The sequence below is a fragment of the Cytobacillus dafuensis genome (assembly GCF_007995155.1).
Classification (GTDB): domain Bacteria; phylum Bacillota; class Bacilli; order Bacillales; family Cytobacillaceae; genus Cytobacillus; species Cytobacillus dafuensis.
Genome location: NZ_CP042593.1, coordinates 342,116 through 358,644 on the forward strand (window position 1 = coordinate 342,116; position 16,529 = coordinate 358,644).

The following is a 16,529-nucleotide window of genomic DNA, read 5'->3' on the forward strand; positions in this document are numbered from 1 at the left end:
AGCAGGAGGGTTCACATGTATGCAAAACTAAAATTCGCCATCGCAATGGCTTTATTCGGTTCAATCGGACTATTTTCATTACAAACAGGTCTCCCAGCAATTGAATTGGTTTTTATACGCTGCCTTTGTGCAAGTATTCTTTTAGGAGCAATATGGGGGTTTCGTTCAGTAAAAACAAAGAACCAAGCAAAGATTTTTATTCCGCGCCGTGAGTATGTTCTTGCTTTACTTTGTGGAGTGTTTCTTGTCATAAACTGGGTCCTTTTCTTTCGTTCTATTGAATTAATGCCTATTACTGTAGCTATTTCCATATATCATTTAGCACCTGTTATTGTGCTTCTCTTAGGTTCTTTTCTCTTTAAAGAAAAATTAACAGGAACTGGAATCGTATTTTTCTTTATTTGCTTTTTAGGTACATTGTTAGTCGGAGGCATTCATCAACAATCATCCTTTGCCGAATTTTTATCCACTGGTGTGCTTTGGGCGTTTGCAGCAGCATTATTCTATGCCCTTACTTCAATCACGGGAAAGGGAATTCAAATTCTTAGCCCGTTGCCTACAACCGTTATTCAAACGAGTTTGGGTGTCCTATTATTGCTTCCATTAGTGGATTTTTCAAATTTTATGCATCTTACTACTGGTAATTGGCTGAATATTCTTGTTACTGGGTTTGTTCATACTGGATTTGTATTCTATTTATTTTTCAGCAGTTTACGAGAATTAAAGGCCCAAACCATAGCGATTTTAGTCTTTATCGATCCGATTGTTGCCATCTTACTAGATGTAATTGTTTTGGATTACTATCCTGATGTCTACCAACTCCTCGGTATTCTCCTAGTGTTTGTGGGGATCAGTTATTCTCCAAAAAAAGAAAAAAGATTAGAGACAGTGAATGGATGAAAAGCAGGAATTATTCTTAAAATAAAGAAATAGTTTAAGAGTGATAAAGCATTTTGGGAGGGGAAAGTTTGCTGACGACAAAACAGTTAACAGAGATCAAGGAGCTTCAGCATGTTTGTGAGGAAGGCGAATGCTTTCAGCTAAAATTAAACTGGGATATGCTGCAAACTCGCGAAGCGAATGAAATAAATGACTTTTTTCATTATGAGGATGGGGAGTTAGTTGGGTTCCTCGGTCTTTATGGGTTTGGAAATAAAGCTGAGATTTGTGGTATGGTAGCTCCGAATTATCGCCGAAAGGGAATATTTACGCAACTTTACTATCAAGCGGAAAAAGTGTTGGAGGAACGAGGGTTTAAGAAAATTCTTTTAAATACTCCATCAAGCTCAGATTCGGGAAAAGGGTTTTTGCAATCGATTCCTTGTTCTTATTCTTTCTCGGAACATCAGATGAGATGGGAAGAAACAGAGTTAATCCATAAGGAAGAGGTTAATTTGAGGCGTTCCACTCCAAATGACTTAGAAACTGAAATTCAATTAGATGTTCAATGCTTTCATTTTGAAGAAGACGAGGCTCGTGATTATAATGTTAGAATCAAACGTGAAATCATGGAACAATTCTATATCATTGAGTCAGCGGGAAAGCCAGTCGGAAAAATGCGTATTTCCCATTCGGACGGGGAGGCATGGATATACGGGTTTGCTATATTCCCTGAATGCCAAGGAAAAGGAATCGGACGAAAAGCATTAACCAACGTCATCATAAAAGAACATAAGGATGGCTTTCCGATTTTTCTAGAAGTTGAAGCTAAGAATGCTCATGCATTAAAGCTATATGAATCCTGTGGGTTTACATCTTACCATTCTCAGGATTATTATAAAAAAGGATAGTGTACTTTTAATCATAATTGCTTTACTTGAGGACCACCTTGCTTTATGCAGGGTGGTTAAAAGTTTATTAGAGTAAATAAATGCTAGATTATTGATAATCGTGCCCGAAGAGGTTTATTTAACCGACTAGCGGTAACGAAAAAGTGATATTGTAGGTCAAATAAATGGATGAAAAGGAGGTGCGTTCATTGTTTGAGAATCAGGATAATCCAAATTCAAACCGCGATATTAGCCGCAGCAACCTGCATGCTGACTGTGTGAATTGCTTCGGATTGTGTTGTGTTGCGTTGCCTTTTGCAGCTTCGGCAGATTTTGCAATTAATAAAGACAGTGGTAAGCCCTGTCCCAATCTGCAATCGGACTTTCGCTGTGGTATTCACAATAACCTCAGACAGCAGGGGTTTAAAGGGTGTACTGTCTTTGACTGCTTCGGTGCTGGGCAAAAGGTTTCCAAAGTCACATTTGATGGGAGCGATTGGCGAGAAGGTCCCGAAACAGCGAAGAAAATGTTTGATGTGTTTCCGATTATGCAACAGCTTCATGAAATGCTCTGGTATTTGACCGAAGCGTTGACATTGAAAGCGACTCGTACGATTCATAAAGAGCTTGGCTTCATGCTCGACGAGACGGAAAGGCTTACTCAGCTTAGTCCCAACTCACTCATGGAACTAGATGTTCCATCACACCGAGCCCAAGTAAATGCTTTGCTTTTAAGGACAAGTGAGCTAGTGCGTACTGTGTCACATCGTCAGCATAAGGGAGCAAAAAATGGTAAGAAAGTTGATAGATCAAGAGCCAATCTTATGGGTGCAAATCTTAGAGGAGCAGATTTCAAAGGAGCCAACTTAAGAGGGGCATATCTTATTGCTGCTGATCTAAGAGATGCCGACTTGAGAGCAGCTGATCTTATAGGGGCTGACTTTCGAGACGCCGATCTTAGAGGAGCAGATCTCACTGGGAGTATTTTTCTCACTCAAGTTCAAATAAATTCGGCGAAGGGCGATTCACGTACAAAATTGCCGCACTTGCTTTCTCGCCCAGCACACTGGTCTGATGTTGAGTAAAAAACAAGTAGCTTAAAATTTTTATCAACACTGTTTTCTATCGAAAACGGTGTTTTTTATATTTAATTAAAAAACAGTATGAAATCTATATAGTCAGCAGAAAAAAGTGAAGGATAGTGATAGGCTTGTCAAGCTGAGAGGACTATGTCAGTATATAAGGATATAATGACCTCATTTAATGGAGAAAGTAGAATAAACAATTGCGAGCGGAGGAAATAGAATTATGTCAAAATTACCAAATTGCCCAAAATGTAATTCAGAATATACGTATGAGGATGGCAGTCTTTTCGTTTGTCCAGAATGTGCACATGAGTGGTCGCTAGAATCAGGAAATGAAAATAGCGAAGATCAAAGAATTATTAAAGATGCAAATGGAAATATCTTAAATGATGGTGATACCGTAACAGTTATCAAAGACCTTAAGGTAAAAGGAAGTTCATCTGTCTTAAAAATAGGAACAAAAGTAAAAAATATCCGTTTGGTTGATGGGGATCATGATATTGATTGTAAAATTGATGGTTTCGGTGCGATGAAGCTAAAATCAGAATTTGTTAAAAAGGGATAAAGTGAAGCTTCAATTAGTGGGGACCTTCCAGTCCGAAAAGCTGTTGTTATGACTAACGCATAACAGCAGCTTTTTTCTTTAATAAAAGCTACGTGATTTTTCACTAAAAATAGATTTATATGTTAATATATAATTGATGTTAAATATTCAAAATATAAACAATTATGGAAAAACGAAGCAGGAATTCAATATGTGCAAAAGGGGGGAGTTTATTGGAAAAGTATTATAGGACTAAGCATATTTTTTTGGCGATTGGGATATGTATAGCCATTTCCTCACCATTTCTCCTCGTATTTGTTCCTCAAACTATTGCAGACATTATATATTATACAGAAGGAATTGGTCAGATTTTCGTACCAAAGGAAAATTATGTTGTTTACGGGGTAGGTTTTCTATTTTTATTCTTAGCTGCTATGCTTCTTTCCCTGTTAGATATAAAGAAAGTCTCTATTATTCTAAGTATTGCTTGTGTATGTTTGAGCGCCATTCCATTTTTTATAGCATCACAATCCTATAAATCCATATCAGAAGAATCCCTTTCATACAGAGCTCTTTTTTCCAAAAGGGAATATTCCTATTCTTGGGACGAAATAGAGAGAGTCATTCATTATAAAGCGGAAGACGGTGATTTTCCGGAATATGAGTTTTTGTTTAAAGATGGGAATCATGTAATGTTTAAAGCGAATAGATATTTTCAGGAGGTGATTCCTCTCTTATATTATAAACTGGAAGAAATAAATGTAAGGATTGAGAGACAATAATGCTTTAGGAAATGTTAGGGACAAAAAGCCTGTCCCTAAACAAACGGATTATAAAACCGATTTCCATCGTGAAAGGTTATAAATATCGTGATCAGCAGCATGATAACGAACAGGGTGAGCGTGACGTAGTCTATTTTTTGAAAAGGACGAGCGCGGTACCATGTTCGTTTATTGTTTTTTCCAAAGGCGCGGAGCTCCATGGCATTGCTGATAATTTCAATTTTGTCGAGACTTGATAAAATTAATGGAACAATGATGGATCCGGCATTCTTGATTCGCTTTGTCAATTTCTCTTTACGTGACAGATCGATTCCTCTTGCTTGCTGAGCGAGAGCGATATTACGGAAATCACGCTGTATATCGGGAATATAGCGCAAAGCTAGAGCGACAGAATAGGAAATACGGTAGCTAATGCCAATGCGGTTCAGTGATGCCGCAAATTCACTTGGATTTGTCGTTACGATAAAAAGAATAGCAGCTGGTATAACTGCGAAGTATTTCATATTTACATTAAATAGGTAAAACAGTTCTTCAAGTGTGACGTTATACCTTCCTCCCAATTCAAATAGAACATGGCTCGTGCCATAGATTTCTACCCCTTCTTGAGGGGAGAAAACGTATACGGCAATGCTATTAATTAATAAAAACAGCATAATAAAGATAAGCACGAATGCGATTTCTTTTAGCTTTATATTTGAAATTGCAAAAATCCATACACTAGCAAGAACAAGGAAAATAAGAATCCGAGTATCATATGTCATCATAGCAGCAGATGACCAAAATAGGAGACAAAGCAGCTTAGTTCCACCTGTTAGTCGATGAACAGGTGATTGCCGCTCAATATACGATAGCATTTCTACAGCCATTTCTGTCTTACCTCCCTATCAAACGCGATAAAGCGTTCAACAAACTCTCTTGGTTCACTTATTTCGGCAAATAAGGCCAACTCAAATAAGGAGGTTTCTTTTAGGTTTGCATTTCTAATAATCTCGGAATTGGTTAATACATTCACCGCTGAATCATCGGCTATTTTTTTTCCACCTGCAATAACGATCGTTCGAGGCGTGTATTCAAGCATTAAATGCATATCATGGGTAATCATTATAACGGTAATGCCCTGGCGATTTAATTCACAGAGAAACTCCATCATTTCTGTGTAATGTCGGAAATCCTGTCCTGCCGTAGGCTCATCAAGAATAATAACCTCTGGTTCTAATGCTAGAATTGAGGCAATGGTTACCCGTTTCTTCTGTCCAAAGCTTAAGGCAGATATTGGCCAATTTCGGAATGGATAGAGCCCGCAAATTTTTAAGGTTCTTTCCACTCGCTCCTTCACTTCATGCTCTGGAACTCCACGAATGATAAGGCCTAATGCTACTTCATCATATATCATATGCTTAGAAATCATTTGATTAGGGTTTTGAAGGACCATTCCAATTCTTAGTGAGCGTTCTTTTATCGTATCTTTTGTAATGTCTTGTCCACTATAAAGGATTCGACCAAAAGAAAGCTTCTCAAAACCACAAATTAACTTTGAAAGAGTCGATTTTCCCGCCCCATTTTTTCCAACAATACTGACCATCTCACCTCTTTTGATAGAAAAGGATATACCCAGAATCGTCAGGTGATCCGGATGATAGCCAAAAGAAACATCACACAGTTCTAAAATGGGGGGAGTTTCAGCTTTTTTCTCTGGTGGAGCTGTCTTTTCAAACCAGCTAACCAGCTTATCTTTGCACCCATTGATGGCAAAGGAAGACAGGTGAGAGGGCTTCATTTCAGCTGTCACTTCACAGCCAGCATACTTTGCGGCTTTCAAATAAAGAGGCTCACGAATATAACAATCTTCTAAAACATTTGAAGCTAACAGCTCGTCAGGTGTTTGATCACTGACGATTCTGCCTTCATCGATGACAATAATTCGATCAACATGACAATGGAGAACATCCTCTAAGCGGTGCTCAATAATGACAACGGTCGTTTCAGTTTCTTTTTGAATCCGATCAATTAACTCGATCGCGTGCTTGCCTGTTGCAGGATCAAGATTTGCAAGCGGTTCGTCAAATAATAGAATATCGACTTGATCAACCATTACCCCGGCAAGGGAGACTCTCTGCTTTTGCCCTCCAGATAGACGGTGAAGAGATGAATCTAAAAAATTCTCCATATCTACCATTCTTGAAACCTCTATAACGGTATCTACCATTTGTTTTTGCGGTATACAATCATTTTCTAATGCAAAAGCAATGTCCTCAGCAACGGTTAAGCCGATAAACTGTCCATCAGGGTCCTGCAGAACAGTACCGACTTTTTTAGAAAGAGCGAAGATATCTAAATTTCTCGATTCTTCACCCATTATTTCAAGGCTTCCTGAAATCTCGCCTTTATAGGAAAATGGAACAAGGCCATTGAGACAATGGCCGAGTGTACTTTTTCCAGAACCTGAAGGACCCACAATCAAAACCTTTTCGCCTTCATAAATGGTTAAGTTTATATCATTTAAGGTTGGCTTCGCTTGACTTCGATATTTAAAAGAAAAGTTCTCGAATTGAATAACAGTTTTTTTCATTTATGATCTCCTAGAAATAAGTGCACTTTGATTTAGATATCTTTATTCAGACTGTCACTTTGACTGCGAGTTTTTGCGTAGGCTAATAATAAAAGCGTACCAATTACTCCGACAGTCACGATATTGGCAGCCCCAGCAACTACACCCTGCAAATATACCTTGTTAGCAGGCTCTGCATAAATTTGTACATCCAAAAATGGAGCAACTGCAAACCACCCAAATGCTTGAACGATAACTTGAACAACATTAAATGTAATGATTTTCTTCATATTAAAAATGCCTGATTCAATATCAATTTTTCTCCATACGAGCCCAATTAACAAGCCGACAAGTCCCGATACGATAACCCAGCTCCACCAAATGGAACCGTAGAAAATAAGATCCTTTAGGGCGTGACCGATTAAGCCAATTAATGCACCCGCAATCGGTCCAAAAATAATAGACATAAGTGCTAAAAAGCCGTAGGATGTTTCAATTTGTGTGTTCGGAATTCCAGTAGGAATGGATGCGAATCTGCCTAAAATAACGAATACGGCAGCTCCAATGCCGATCGCAACGATGGTTTTGATGGATAAGTGTTTTCTTTGCATAACATCAGCCTCCAAAATGAATAGTTGAAAATGAACTTTAAATAGTTTTTGGTGCTTTACGGATAGAAATTTTCCATTGGGCACCGGTTTCGATATGATACGCTTTTGCAAATGACCCTTGATTAATAGCTACGCCGATTTTGTCCAGAGAATTTACAAATAGTAATGGCTCTCCAAGATGGCTATCGGCAAAAGAACGGCCATAGGTCATAATATTTTTGTATACTTGTCGTGTATCGTTTTCAATCGTTACTTCAAATGAATCTCCGTAATCCACATCTAATTTTTTAAAGAGAGTACGATCAATATTTGTCCATAGATTTCCAAATCTTACATCGAGAATGTCAATATTTCCTTGAAGTGAGCCCTGTTCAATGCTTGCATTTGTTTTTGGCAGCTCAATGATAGAATCTACTGGAACCTCTGGACCTACTTGTTCAAAAGTGATGATGTTTGAAGCAAGTCTGGCACCTGTAAATGCATAGACGTCACGGCCGTGGAATGTGTATGATTCTCCTGAATTTGGCAAACGATTGACAGTTTCATCAATCATTCTTGCTTTCACAATACCGATGCTTTCTTTAATATGAGTAAGTGTCCCATTGTCAGGGGTGACAATGTATTGATTTTTTGCCGTTTTGACAACAATGCTTCTTCGTTCAGAGCCTACACCTGGATCAACGACTGATACAAAAACAGACTCTTCAGGCCAATAGGAAATCGTTTGATATAACCGATAAGATGCCTCCCAAATATTGTATTGAGGAATATCGTGGGTTAAATCATACACTTTAAGCGATGGATTTACAGAAATAGCCACACCGTACATCGCACTTACGGCCCCGTCGCTAATACCAAAATCTGATTGTAAAATTAAGTGACTATTCATTTTCATACCTCCACTATGATTATTTTATTTAGTATGAATGAAAATTAGACTTAGTTCTCCTCTATCAATCCTCCTAGTCCTCAATACATTAGAAAAACTTGGCGAATGCCTTAGTTTTACTTATGCGATCTTTTTAGCAGATATTTAATTGAACACACACCTTACTTTAGTATGTTAATTAAACTTAAACTTTCCTTTTAGCCAAAAAAACCACGTCTTTATCTATATAAATAATAGATAAGGACGTGGTTATATCTCACGTGGTACCACCTTAATTTACTGTATGCTCACGCAATACAGCCTCTGCAAGTACGAGAGCGGACCTGATGCTCTATATACTGTGGTATTGATAACGAGTACCAAATCTCGTCGGTACCTACTAATATTGCCTAAAAGGAAGGTCAATCTATTCGGCACGAAGCTCTGAGGCCATTGTTCAGATTCGAATTTTGCTTCTTTTCAGCTACCGAAGCTCTCTGTGAAAAATCGCTAAATCTTACTTTCCCTCTTCATTGCATTAAATCAATATTAAGTTGCTAAAGTTAAAATTTATTATATTTACTATATTCTGAATAGTCAAGTAAAAATATTGTAGTAATGTAGTATCTTCCCTTTAAGTTTAGTTCGAAAGAATAAGTTAATTACACTTTTAATCTAAATGTGCAAACGCTTGCATCGTGATTGTAGAAAGATTAAAATAATTCCTAATATAGGGTTCATAAGGAGTGACAAAAATGGTTCGTTTCAAAGAGCCTTGGTGGAAAAGAAGTGTTGTCTATCAAATTTATCCGCGGAGCTTTATGGATTCTAATGGAGACGGCATCGGGGATTTGCAAGGCATCATTTCTAAACTGGATTATTTGAAAAAATTAGGAGTGGATGTCATCTGGTTAAGCCCAATCTATGATTCTCCTAATGATGATAACGGATATGACATTCGCGATTATCGCGCGATTATGAATGAATTTGGGACAATGGATGATTTTGAACAATTGATTGATGAAGCGAAGCAGCGAGGGATTCGAATTGTGATGGATCTTGTGGTCAATCATACTTCGGACGAACATCACTGGTTTGTTCATTCGCGTTCTTCTAAGGATTCCAAGTACCGCGACTATTATATTTGGCGAGATGGGAATGAGGGGGATCCACCTAATAATTGGGGTTCCATATTTTCCGGGTCTGCATGGGAAAAGGATAAGGCAACGGATTCCTTTTATTTGCATCTTTTCTCCAAAAAGCAGCCTGATTTGAATTGGGAACACGAACCTCTTCGGAAAGAAATCTTTGATCTTATGAAGTATTGGCTAGATAAAGGAATTGGCGGCTTTCGCATGGATGTTATTAATTTTATTTCAAAAGAGGACCAATTACCTGATGGAGAGATTCATCTTGGACAATTGTATGGGGATGGGAGTCCCTATTTTATCAATGGGCCGAAAATTCACACCTATCTACAAGAAATGAATGAAAAGGTTTTGCAACATTATGATGTGGTAACTGTAGGAGAAATGCCGGGCGCTTCAACAGAGGACGCACAAATCTTTACGAATCCCGGCAATCAAGAAGTGAATATGATTTTTACATTTGAGCACATGAACCTAGACAGTGGACCCTACGAAAAATGGGATGTTCAGCCGTTGGATTTGGTTAAGCTAAAACGCAATCTTGAAAAGTGGCAGCATGCTCTCCATCATGTTGGCTGGAATAGTCTTTATTGGAATAACCATGATCAGCCGCGAATCGTATCACGTTTTGGTAATGATGAAGTGTATCGTGAGCTGTCCGCTAAAATGCTAGCCATTTGTCTTCATCTACTCCAAGGAACGCCATATATCTATCAGGGTGAAGAGCTAGGCATGACGAATGTGAGGTTTGATGACATTCATGAATATCGTGACATCGAAACCCTAAATATGTACAAAGAAAAACGCCAGCAGGGAATCGCGCATGATAAGATCATGTCGGGTATTTATGCGAAAGGCCGAGATAATGCTAGAACCCCGATGCAATGGACATCGGATGGCGGGTTCACAACAGGAACTCCTTGGATTCGGATGAATCACAATACTTCTAGAATTAACGCAGACCAAGCTCTTGCCGATCCTTCGTCGATTTTTTATACGTATCAAAAGCTTATACGTTTGAGAAAAGAATTTGACATCATCACGTACGGAAGCTTTCAATTATTAATGCCTGATCATCCAAACCTCTTTGTGTATAAACGGCAAACAGAGGATGAAGAGTGGTTAATCGTAACCAATTTTTCAAAACAGACGGAAAAAATGAAATGGGATGAAATTGACGTGCAGAATAAAAACGGAAAAATCATGATAGCAAACTATGAAACTCATCAATTAGACGGTGATATTATGGAAGTAAGACCTTATGAGGCGTTTGTGCTCAGCTTTAGAAAGGAGATGGCAAATTGAAGAAGGTACTAGGTATTGATATTGGGGGAACAAAAATACGGATGGGTGTTGTGAATGAGACTGGTGAGGTTTTAGAAGATATCACGATTCCTACAAAGTTACCATTATATCCCTATTTAGAAGAACAGGTTTTAAAAGTAATAGAAAAGTTTCCTGACCTTAAAGGGATTGGAATTGGTACGCGAGGAATGGTAGATGCGAAAACGGGAGTTGTCACTTTTGAAAAAGAGCTGGAGGGCTGGGAAGGGACACCGGTCAAAGCACAACTAGAAGCAGCGACTGGCCTTCGTGTTGAGATTAATAATGATGCCAATTGCGCAGCACTTACGGAAGTACGGCTTGGTGCAGCACTTGGCTTCCAAAGGGTTGTTTGCTTGACAGTGGGGACAAAGCTAGGTGGAGGTCTCGTTTTTGATGAGCAAGTGATAAATGGTACCCATGGCGGTGCTGGTGAGGTTGGTCACATGATTCTGTATCCAAACGGACTTGTTTGTGGCTGTGGAAGACGGGGTTGCAGTGAGGAATACGTATCTGGAACCGCATTGAGAAGAATGATTCAAGAGGAAAATGTCGTTAATCCAAAGACGGGTGAATTAGCAATACCACAGGAGCTGTTTCGATTGGCGGCAGAGGGGCTTACAAGTGCCCAAACAGTACGGGACCGCTTTCTTTCAGATTTCGCTGTTGTCATTTCCACTCTTCAAGCCGTATTAGATATGGACTGCGTTGTAGTCGGCGGAGGTGTTTCCGAATCAGCAGATGATTGGTGGGAAAACCTTCTTGCGAAAGTCGAACCGCTGAAACTTAAGCCTTTAGAATTGAGGCGTGCTGCATTTGGAAATGAAGCAGGGATGATTGGTGCAGCTATGCTCGTGACAGACCCTTCAAATAACTCGTAAAAAATATAAAGGATTATTAAAAAGCGTTTTTGCAATGCGAAAACGCTTTTCGAAAGACAATCCAAACAAGTCGATAAAAATACAAAATTGTCTATAAATTAAGACTTGTTATCGCATGGGCGGTGTGATAGGATAAATTTAATTCAATTTTGTGCAAGCGCTTTCGCAAACTTGTCTTTATTTTTTTAAGTATTTGTGCAAGCGTTTTCGCAACAAAAAATAATAATGTGGGGGAGAACCTATGAGAGCAAAATGGAGAGCAGGCTTACTAGCAGTTTCACTAGGATTAGCCGGAATTTTAGCAGGTTGCAATTCAGATAAGGCAGGTTCATCGGACAATAAATCGAAAGAAGAGCAAGTAACTTTAGACATTTTCCAATTCAAAGTAGAGTTTAAAGATCAGTTTGAGACCGTTGCAAAAGCTTATGAAGAGGAAAATAAAAACATGAAAATCAACATTACGACAGTTGGGGGCGGAGAGGATTACGGTGCAGCTCTTCGATCAAAATTTTCATCTGGTAATGAGCCAGCTATTTATAACATCGGTGGACCACAAGATGTGGCAGACTGGGAGAAAAAATTAGCTGATTTATCTGATTCTGCAGCAGCTAAGGCTGCATTAAAGGGTACCCTCGATGGGGTTACTGTAGATGGAAAAGTATTAGGTGTTCCATACAATCAAGAGGGCTATGGCTTAATTTATAACAAAAATGTATTTGAAAAGGCAGGAATCGATCCAGCTTCCATTACAGATTTTGCTTCTTTAGAAGCAGCAGTAAAAGAATTGGATAGCCAAAAAGGAGAATTAGGTCTAGAAGCTGTATTTGCTTTGCCAGGAAAGGAAACATGGGTGACGGGATTGCATTTATCAAATGCTTTCTTAGCTCCTGAATTTGATAACAATGTCTTAACGGCATTTGATTCAAAAAGTGTTGAATTCAAATATAGTGATGCATTCAAAAAAGTTTTAGATCTTCAAAATGACTACTCTGTGCAGCCGACTGTAAGTCTTGATTATTCAAAACAAGTAGAAGAGCTATTCTCTCTTCAAAAAGTTGCCATGATTCAACAAGGAAATTGGGTGTATGGTTCAATTGCAGGAATTGATGAAGAATTTGCTAACAACGGCATTGGAATGTTACCAATTCCAGTAGAAGGTTATAAAGGTGATCATATACCAGTTGGGATTCCAATGTATTGGGGCGTAAATAGCAATGCAGATGAAGCGGTAGTTAAAGAAGCGAAAAAATTCCTAGACTGGCTATACACTTCAGATAAAGGTAAGGAAACCGTGTTAAATGATTTTAAATTTATTCCAGCATATGAAGGCTATGATTCTACTAAAATCTCTGATCCACTTTCAAAGGCTGTTTATGAATATGCAGAGAAAGGCAAAACAATCGGCTGGACATTTATGGGATATCCTACTGGCTGGGGGCAAGACGAGTTGGGCGTTCAAATTCAGAAGTACTTAAGTGATAAAGCAAGCTGGGAAGAAGTTGTCGATGCAACGAAAAAAGCTTGGGAAGACGCACGTAAATAAGAAACAGAATGATTTGAAACAAAGTAGCCTTCGTGCTACTTTGTTTTGCTAAATAAGAAAGATTAAATTCCGAGTTAGATGAGTGTCTAACTTCAGGCGCCATGCGCTTTTCTAAGCTAAAAGGAAAGTTTAAGTCTATTAACGTACTAAAGTAAAGAGTGTGTTCAATTAAATATCTGCTAATAAGATCGCATAATAAAAACTAAGGCATTCGCCAAAAAAAGACTTGGCGAACGCCAAAGTTTTTCTAATTGGAGGTGAGCAAATGCGGACACGTGATCTAGCTTATTGGTTATTTTTAATGCCTGTATTGGCTGCTTTTATATTTGTAGTAGTAGCACCTTTTTTACTTGGTATCTATTACTCTTTTACAGATTGGAATGGGATTGAAACGAAAGGCTTCGTCGGCTTCGATCATTATATAGCATTGTTCCAAGATAAACGGTTCCTCGATTCCCTTTGGTTCACGACGAAGTTTTCCGTTGTGTCTGTCATTCTGATTAATTTTATTGGTTTGTCACTTGCACTTCTTGTAACAGCCAAATTAAAAACAAGTAAAGTATTGCGCACTGTTTTCTTTATGCCCAATTTAATCGGAGGTCTTATCCTCGGGTTTATCTGGCAGTTTATTTTTACAAAAGCCTTTGCAGGTTTTGGGGCAATGTTCGGTATCGAGAGTTTACAAGGGTGGCTATCTACTTCTAGTACTGGCTTCTGGGGACTCGTGATTGTAATGAGTTGGCAAATGGCAGGGTATATCATGGTGATCTATATTGCTTATTTGGAAGGCGTTTCAAAGGAATTGATTGAAGCAGCTGAAATGGATGGCGCTAACGCATTCCAAAGATTTCGCTATGTAGTGTTTCCGCTAGTGGCACCAGCCTTTACAGTTAGTATGTTTTTAACCCTTTCAAATTCATTCAAGCTATATGATCAAAACCTTAGTTTAACGGGCGGCGGTCCGTATGAATCGACTCAAATGGTGGCGATGGAAATTTTTAATACAGCATTTGGTCGGTACGATATGGGATATGCACAAGCAAAAGCGGTTGTTTTTTTCGTGATTGTTGCGGTCATTGCTTTAGTGCAAGTTTATATCAACAAAAAGCGTGAGGTGGAAATGTAATGCGGAAAAAGTATTTGATTCCACTCGAGATATTAGGAATAACTTTAGCGATTATTTGGTTAGCCCCATTCTATTTAATGATTGTAAACTCATTAAAAACAAAACGAGAGATATTTGAGGATACATTAAAACCTCCGAGTTCACTGACATTCGATAACTACGTGCAGGCATTTGTGGAATTAGACTTTCTAAAAACATTTGCAAATTCTTTAATCATTACTGTCATTAGTGTGGTTGTTATTATTATTTTTTCATCCATGGCGGCGTACGCTCTTTCACGTACAAAGAGTCGCTTTAGTACCATTTTACTTTTTGTTTTCATAGCGGCGATGCTGATCCCGTTTCAATCTGTGATGCTTCCACTCATTACGATTTTCGGCAAGATTGAGATGCTAAACCGTTTTGGATTAATATTTATGTATCTAGGATTTGGTGCGAGCTTATCGATTTTCTTATATCATGGTGCTTTAAGCTCAATTCCCCGCTCCTTGGATGAAGCTGCTACAATTGATGGAGCGAATCGATTCCAAATTTTTTGGTATGTTATCTTTCCAATACTAAAGCCGATTACGGTGACAGTAGGTATTTTAAATACGATTTGGATTTGGAATGATTACTTGCTTCCGTCTTTAGTCATTAACAAGCAAGGTATGGAAACGATACCATTAAAGATGTTCTTTTTCTTCGGGGAATACACAAAACAGTGGCATCTAGCATTAGCTGGACTTACATTGGCCATTATTCCAGTCATCGTTCTGTATTTCTTTGCACAGCGAGAAATTATAAAAGGTGTGTCTGAAGGAGCAGTAAAGTGAAACTTCAATCAGTGGGGGGCTTCATCCACCACTGATTGTTAGTTGAACTAATCACGCTCAAAACGCCACGTCCTGTGGCTTTCGCCTGACTAGGACATCGTGTCCGTCGTCGGGCATTTACGGGCTGTTAATCCCCCACTTAGATTTATTCTTAACTCCACTTCTTGAAGTGGGGGTCTTACAGCCCGTTAATCTGCGGTAAAATAAAATGTTGAAGGGAGGATGTCCCATTGCCTGTTACTATCTTCGATGTGGCCAAAGAAGCAAATGTTTCACCATCTACCGTCTCCCGTGTAATTGCGGACAATCCAAGAATTAGTGAAAAAACGAAGCGCAAAGTAAGGGAAGTAATGGAACGGTTAGATTACCATCCTAACTTTCAAGCGCGAAATCTAGCTGCAAAAAGCACAAAAACAATTGGTGTTATCATGTCAAATTCCACTTCTTTAGCGTTTCAAAATCCGTTCTTTCCAGAAGTTATTCGTGGAATTTGTACGAGTGCCCATGCTAGTCAATATGGCATTTATTTATCGACTGGCGGTACAGAGAAAGAAATCTATGAGGAAGTTGTATCAATGGTACAAGGAAAAAAGGTCGATGGGATTATCCTTCTTTATTCACGTGTGGATGATCGAACGATGGCCTATTTAAAGGATGTGCAGTTCCCATTTACAATGGTAGGCCGCCCCTATAAATATGAAAATGAAATTACGTATATAGATAATGATAATCGGAAAATTGCTCATGATGTAGTGGACTATCTTTACCATTTAGGCCATCGGCAGATTGCTTTTATTGGAGGAAATCTAGATTTTGTTGTTTCAAAAGACCGCTTAGAAGGTTATCAGCAAGCATTAATAAATGTAGGTCTCCCTTATTCAGATGCGTATTTTATTCATGATGAGGACTTTAAATCAAATGGAAAAAGCAGAATCAATAAGTTAATGATGCTTGATGAGCCACCAACAGCGATCGTGGCGCATGATGATTTAGTAGCTTATGAAATCATTCGGTATCTAGAAGAGCTTTCAGTTCAGGTGCCAAATGACATCTCAATTGTGAGCTTCAATAACCATTCCTTATCAGCGTATGTGAAGCCTCCGTTAACTTCTGTCGATATTTCGATATTTGAGCTGGGTTTCGAAGCAGCAAACTTTTTATTAGAAAAGGTACAGGATTCAAATGCGGCTGTAAAGCATCATTTTGTACCAACTACCCTCGTAGAACGAGAATCATGCAAAAGAATTAATATTTTTAACGAATGATTCTAATATGAATATAAGCTAGAGCCTTACACAGTTTCACTTTATCGCAGATTAACGGGCAGTAAGACCCCTACTTCAAGGTTACGAGAGAATCAAAGAAACCTAAGTGGGGGATCAACTGCCCGTAAAGGCCCATAAAATGAACACAGACTAAAAGCTCCACATCGTGTGGCAACGTCTGCGTGACCCACTTCCTGTGGGCTGCAACTAACCATTAGTGG

15 protein-coding genes and 1 other annotated feature are annotated in these 16,529 nt (G+C 38.7%); of the genes, 11 read left to right on the forward strand and 4 right to left on the reverse strand.

The window, feature by feature from the left end; translation table 11 throughout:
• Nucleotides 1-15: 15 nt before the first annotated feature.
• The 5 genes from FSZ17_RS01745 (at nucleotide 16) to FSZ17_RS01765 (ending at nucleotide 4,180) form a co-directional block, all read left to right on the forward strand.
• On the forward strand, nucleotides 16-900 hold the full coding sequence (locus FSZ17_RS01745) for a DMT family transporter (RefSeq protein ID WP_057776184.1): 885 nt from the start codon (nucleotides 16-18) through the stop codon (nucleotides 898-900).
• Nucleotides 901-968: 68 nt separating this feature from the next.
• The gene (locus FSZ17_RS01750) at nucleotides 969-1,790 is read left to right on the forward strand and encodes a GNAT family N-acetyltransferase (RefSeq protein WP_057776185.1); all 822 of its coding nucleotides are present in this window, start codon (nucleotides 969-971) and stop codon (nucleotides 1,788-1,790) included.
• A gap of 188 nt (nucleotides 1,791-1,978) precedes the next feature.
• Nucleotides 1,979-2,854: a pentapeptide repeat-containing protein gene (locus FSZ17_RS01755; RefSeq protein ID WP_057776186.1), complete on the forward strand. Its 876-nt coding sequence runs from the start codon at nucleotides 1,979-1,981 to the stop codon at nucleotides 2,852-2,854.
• Between the two features lie 223 nt (nucleotides 2,855-3,077).
• Nucleotides 3,078-3,419: a zinc ribbon domain-containing protein YjdM gene (locus tag FSZ17_RS01760; RefSeq protein WP_057776187.1), complete on the forward strand. Its 342-nt coding sequence runs from the start codon at nucleotides 3,078-3,080 to the stop codon at nucleotides 3,417-3,419.
• Nucleotides 3,420-3,631: 212 nt separating this feature from the next.
• Complete coding sequence (locus FSZ17_RS01765) at nucleotides 3,632-4,180, forward strand: hypothetical protein (protein ID WP_057776188.1); 549 nt, start codon at nucleotides 3,632-3,634, stop codon at nucleotides 4,178-4,180.
• 35 nt (nucleotides 4,181-4,215) lie between these two features.
• Here FSZ17_RS01765 and FSZ17_RS01770 read toward each other — a convergent pair whose 3' ends face one another.
• From FSZ17_RS01770 to FSZ17_RS01785, 4 genes are read right to left on the reverse strand one after another with little or no spacing between them, the layout of a single operon-like run.
• Entirely contained in the window at nucleotides 4,216-5,046 is an 831-nt protein-coding gene (locus FSZ17_RS01770) for an energy-coupling factor transporter transmembrane component T family protein (RefSeq protein WP_057776189.1), read from the reverse strand.
• On the reverse strand, nucleotides 5,037-6,749 hold the full coding sequence (locus tag FSZ17_RS01775; RefSeq protein WP_057776190.1) for an ABC transporter ATP-binding protein: 1,713 nt from the start codon (nucleotides 6,747-6,749) through the stop codon (nucleotides 5,037-5,039). The genes FSZ17_RS01770 and FSZ17_RS01775 overlap by 10 nt, the downstream gene beginning before the upstream one ends.
• A 32-nt stretch (nucleotides 6,750-6,781) precedes the next feature.
• Entirely contained in the window at nucleotides 6,782-7,339 is a 558-nt protein-coding gene (locus FSZ17_RS01780; RefSeq protein WP_057776191.1) for an ECF-type riboflavin transporter substrate-binding protein, read from the reverse strand.
• Between the two features lie 37 nt (nucleotides 7,340-7,376).
• Complete coding sequence (locus FSZ17_RS01785) at nucleotides 7,377-8,228, reverse strand: SAM hydrolase/SAM-dependent halogenase family protein (RefSeq protein WP_057776192.1); 852 nt, start codon at nucleotides 8,226-8,228, stop codon at nucleotides 7,377-7,379.
• A 236-nt stretch (nucleotides 8,229-8,464) separates the two neighbouring features.
• Nucleotides 8,465-8,750 (reverse strand) — a binding site (T-box leader).
• A 212-nt stretch (nucleotides 8,751-8,962) separates the two neighbouring features.
• Between FSZ17_RS01785 and FSZ17_RS01790 the strand changes: the two genes are divergently transcribed.
• The 6 genes from FSZ17_RS01790 to FSZ17_RS01815 all read left to right on the forward strand — a co-directional run bounded on the left by FSZ17_RS01790 (nucleotide 8,963) and on the right by FSZ17_RS01815 (nucleotide 16,308).
• Nucleotides 8,963-10,660: a glycoside hydrolase family 13 protein gene (locus tag FSZ17_RS01790; RefSeq protein WP_057776193.1), complete on the forward strand. Its 1,698-nt coding sequence runs from the start codon at nucleotides 8,963-8,965 to the stop codon at nucleotides 10,658-10,660.
• The gene (locus FSZ17_RS01795) at nucleotides 10,657-11,559 is read left to right on the forward strand and encodes an ROK family protein (protein ID WP_057776194.1); all 903 of its coding nucleotides are present in this window, start codon (nucleotides 10,657-10,659) and stop codon (nucleotides 11,557-11,559) included. Before FSZ17_RS01790 ends, FSZ17_RS01795 begins: the two co-directional genes overlap by 4 nt.
• A gap of 241 nt (nucleotides 11,560-11,800) precedes the next feature.
• Nucleotides 11,801-13,102 (forward strand): ABC transporter substrate-binding protein, encoded by a 1,302-nt coding sequence (locus tag FSZ17_RS01800; RefSeq protein WP_146846332.1) that lies wholly within the window; start codon nucleotides 11,801-11,803, stop codon nucleotides 13,100-13,102.
• A 265-nt stretch (nucleotides 13,103-13,367) separates the two neighbouring features.
• Nucleotides 13,368-14,228 carry a carbohydrate ABC transporter permease gene (locus FSZ17_RS01805; RefSeq protein ID WP_057776196.1) on the forward strand — a complete coding sequence of 287 codons (861 nt, stop codon included), beginning with the start codon at nucleotides 13,368-13,370 and terminating at the stop codon, nucleotides 14,226-14,228.
• Nucleotides 14,228-15,043: a carbohydrate ABC transporter permease gene (locus FSZ17_RS01810; RefSeq protein ID WP_057776197.1), complete on the forward strand. Its 816-nt coding sequence runs from the start codon at nucleotides 14,228-14,230 to the stop codon at nucleotides 15,041-15,043. The genes FSZ17_RS01805 and FSZ17_RS01810 overlap by 1 nt, the downstream gene beginning before the upstream one ends.
• Nucleotides 15,044-15,273: 230 nt before the next feature.
• Nucleotides 15,274-16,308, forward strand: coding sequence for a LacI family DNA-binding transcriptional regulator (locus FSZ17_RS01815; protein ID WP_057776198.1), 1,035 nt, complete (start codon nucleotides 15,274-15,276; stop codon nucleotides 16,306-16,308).
• Nucleotides 16,309-16,529: the final 221 nt, after the last annotated feature.

Coding starts and splice junctions, on each gene's coding strand:
- FSZ17_RS01745 (WP_057776184.1), top strand. CDS start 16: ATGTATGCAAAACTAAAATTCGCCATCGCAATGGCTTTATTCGGTTCA.
- FSZ17_RS01760 (WP_057776187.1), top strand. CDS start 3,078: ATGTCAAAATTACCAAATTGCCCAAAATGTAATTCAGAATATACGTAT.
- FSZ17_RS01770 (WP_057776189.1), bottom strand. CDS start 5,046: ATGGCTGTAGAAATGCTATCGTATATTGAGCGGCAATCACCTGTTCAT.
- FSZ17_RS01775 (WP_057776190.1), bottom strand. CDS start 6,749: ATGAAAAAAACTGTTATTCAATTCGAGAACTTTTCTTTTAAATATCGA.
- FSZ17_RS01780 (WP_057776191.1), bottom strand. CDS start 7,339: ATGCAAAGAAAACACTTATCCATCAAAACCATCGTTGCGATCGGCATT.
- FSZ17_RS01785 (WP_057776192.1), bottom strand. CDS start 8,228: ATGAATAGTCACTTAATTTTACAATCAGATTTTGGTATTAGCGACGGG.
- FSZ17_RS01790 (WP_057776193.1), top strand. CDS start 8,963: ATGGTTCGTTTCAAAGAGCCTTGGTGGAAAAGAAGTGTTGTCTATCAA.
- FSZ17_RS01800 (WP_146846332.1), top strand. CDS start 11,801: ATGAGAGCAAAATGGAGAGCAGGCTTACTAGCAGTTTCACTAGGATTA.
- FSZ17_RS01805 (WP_057776196.1), top strand. CDS start 13,368: ATGCGGACACGTGATCTAGCTTATTGGTTATTTTTAATGCCTGTATTG.
- FSZ17_RS01810 (WP_057776197.1), top strand. CDS start 14,228: ATGCGGAAAAAGTATTTGATTCCACTCGAGATATTAGGAATAACTTTA.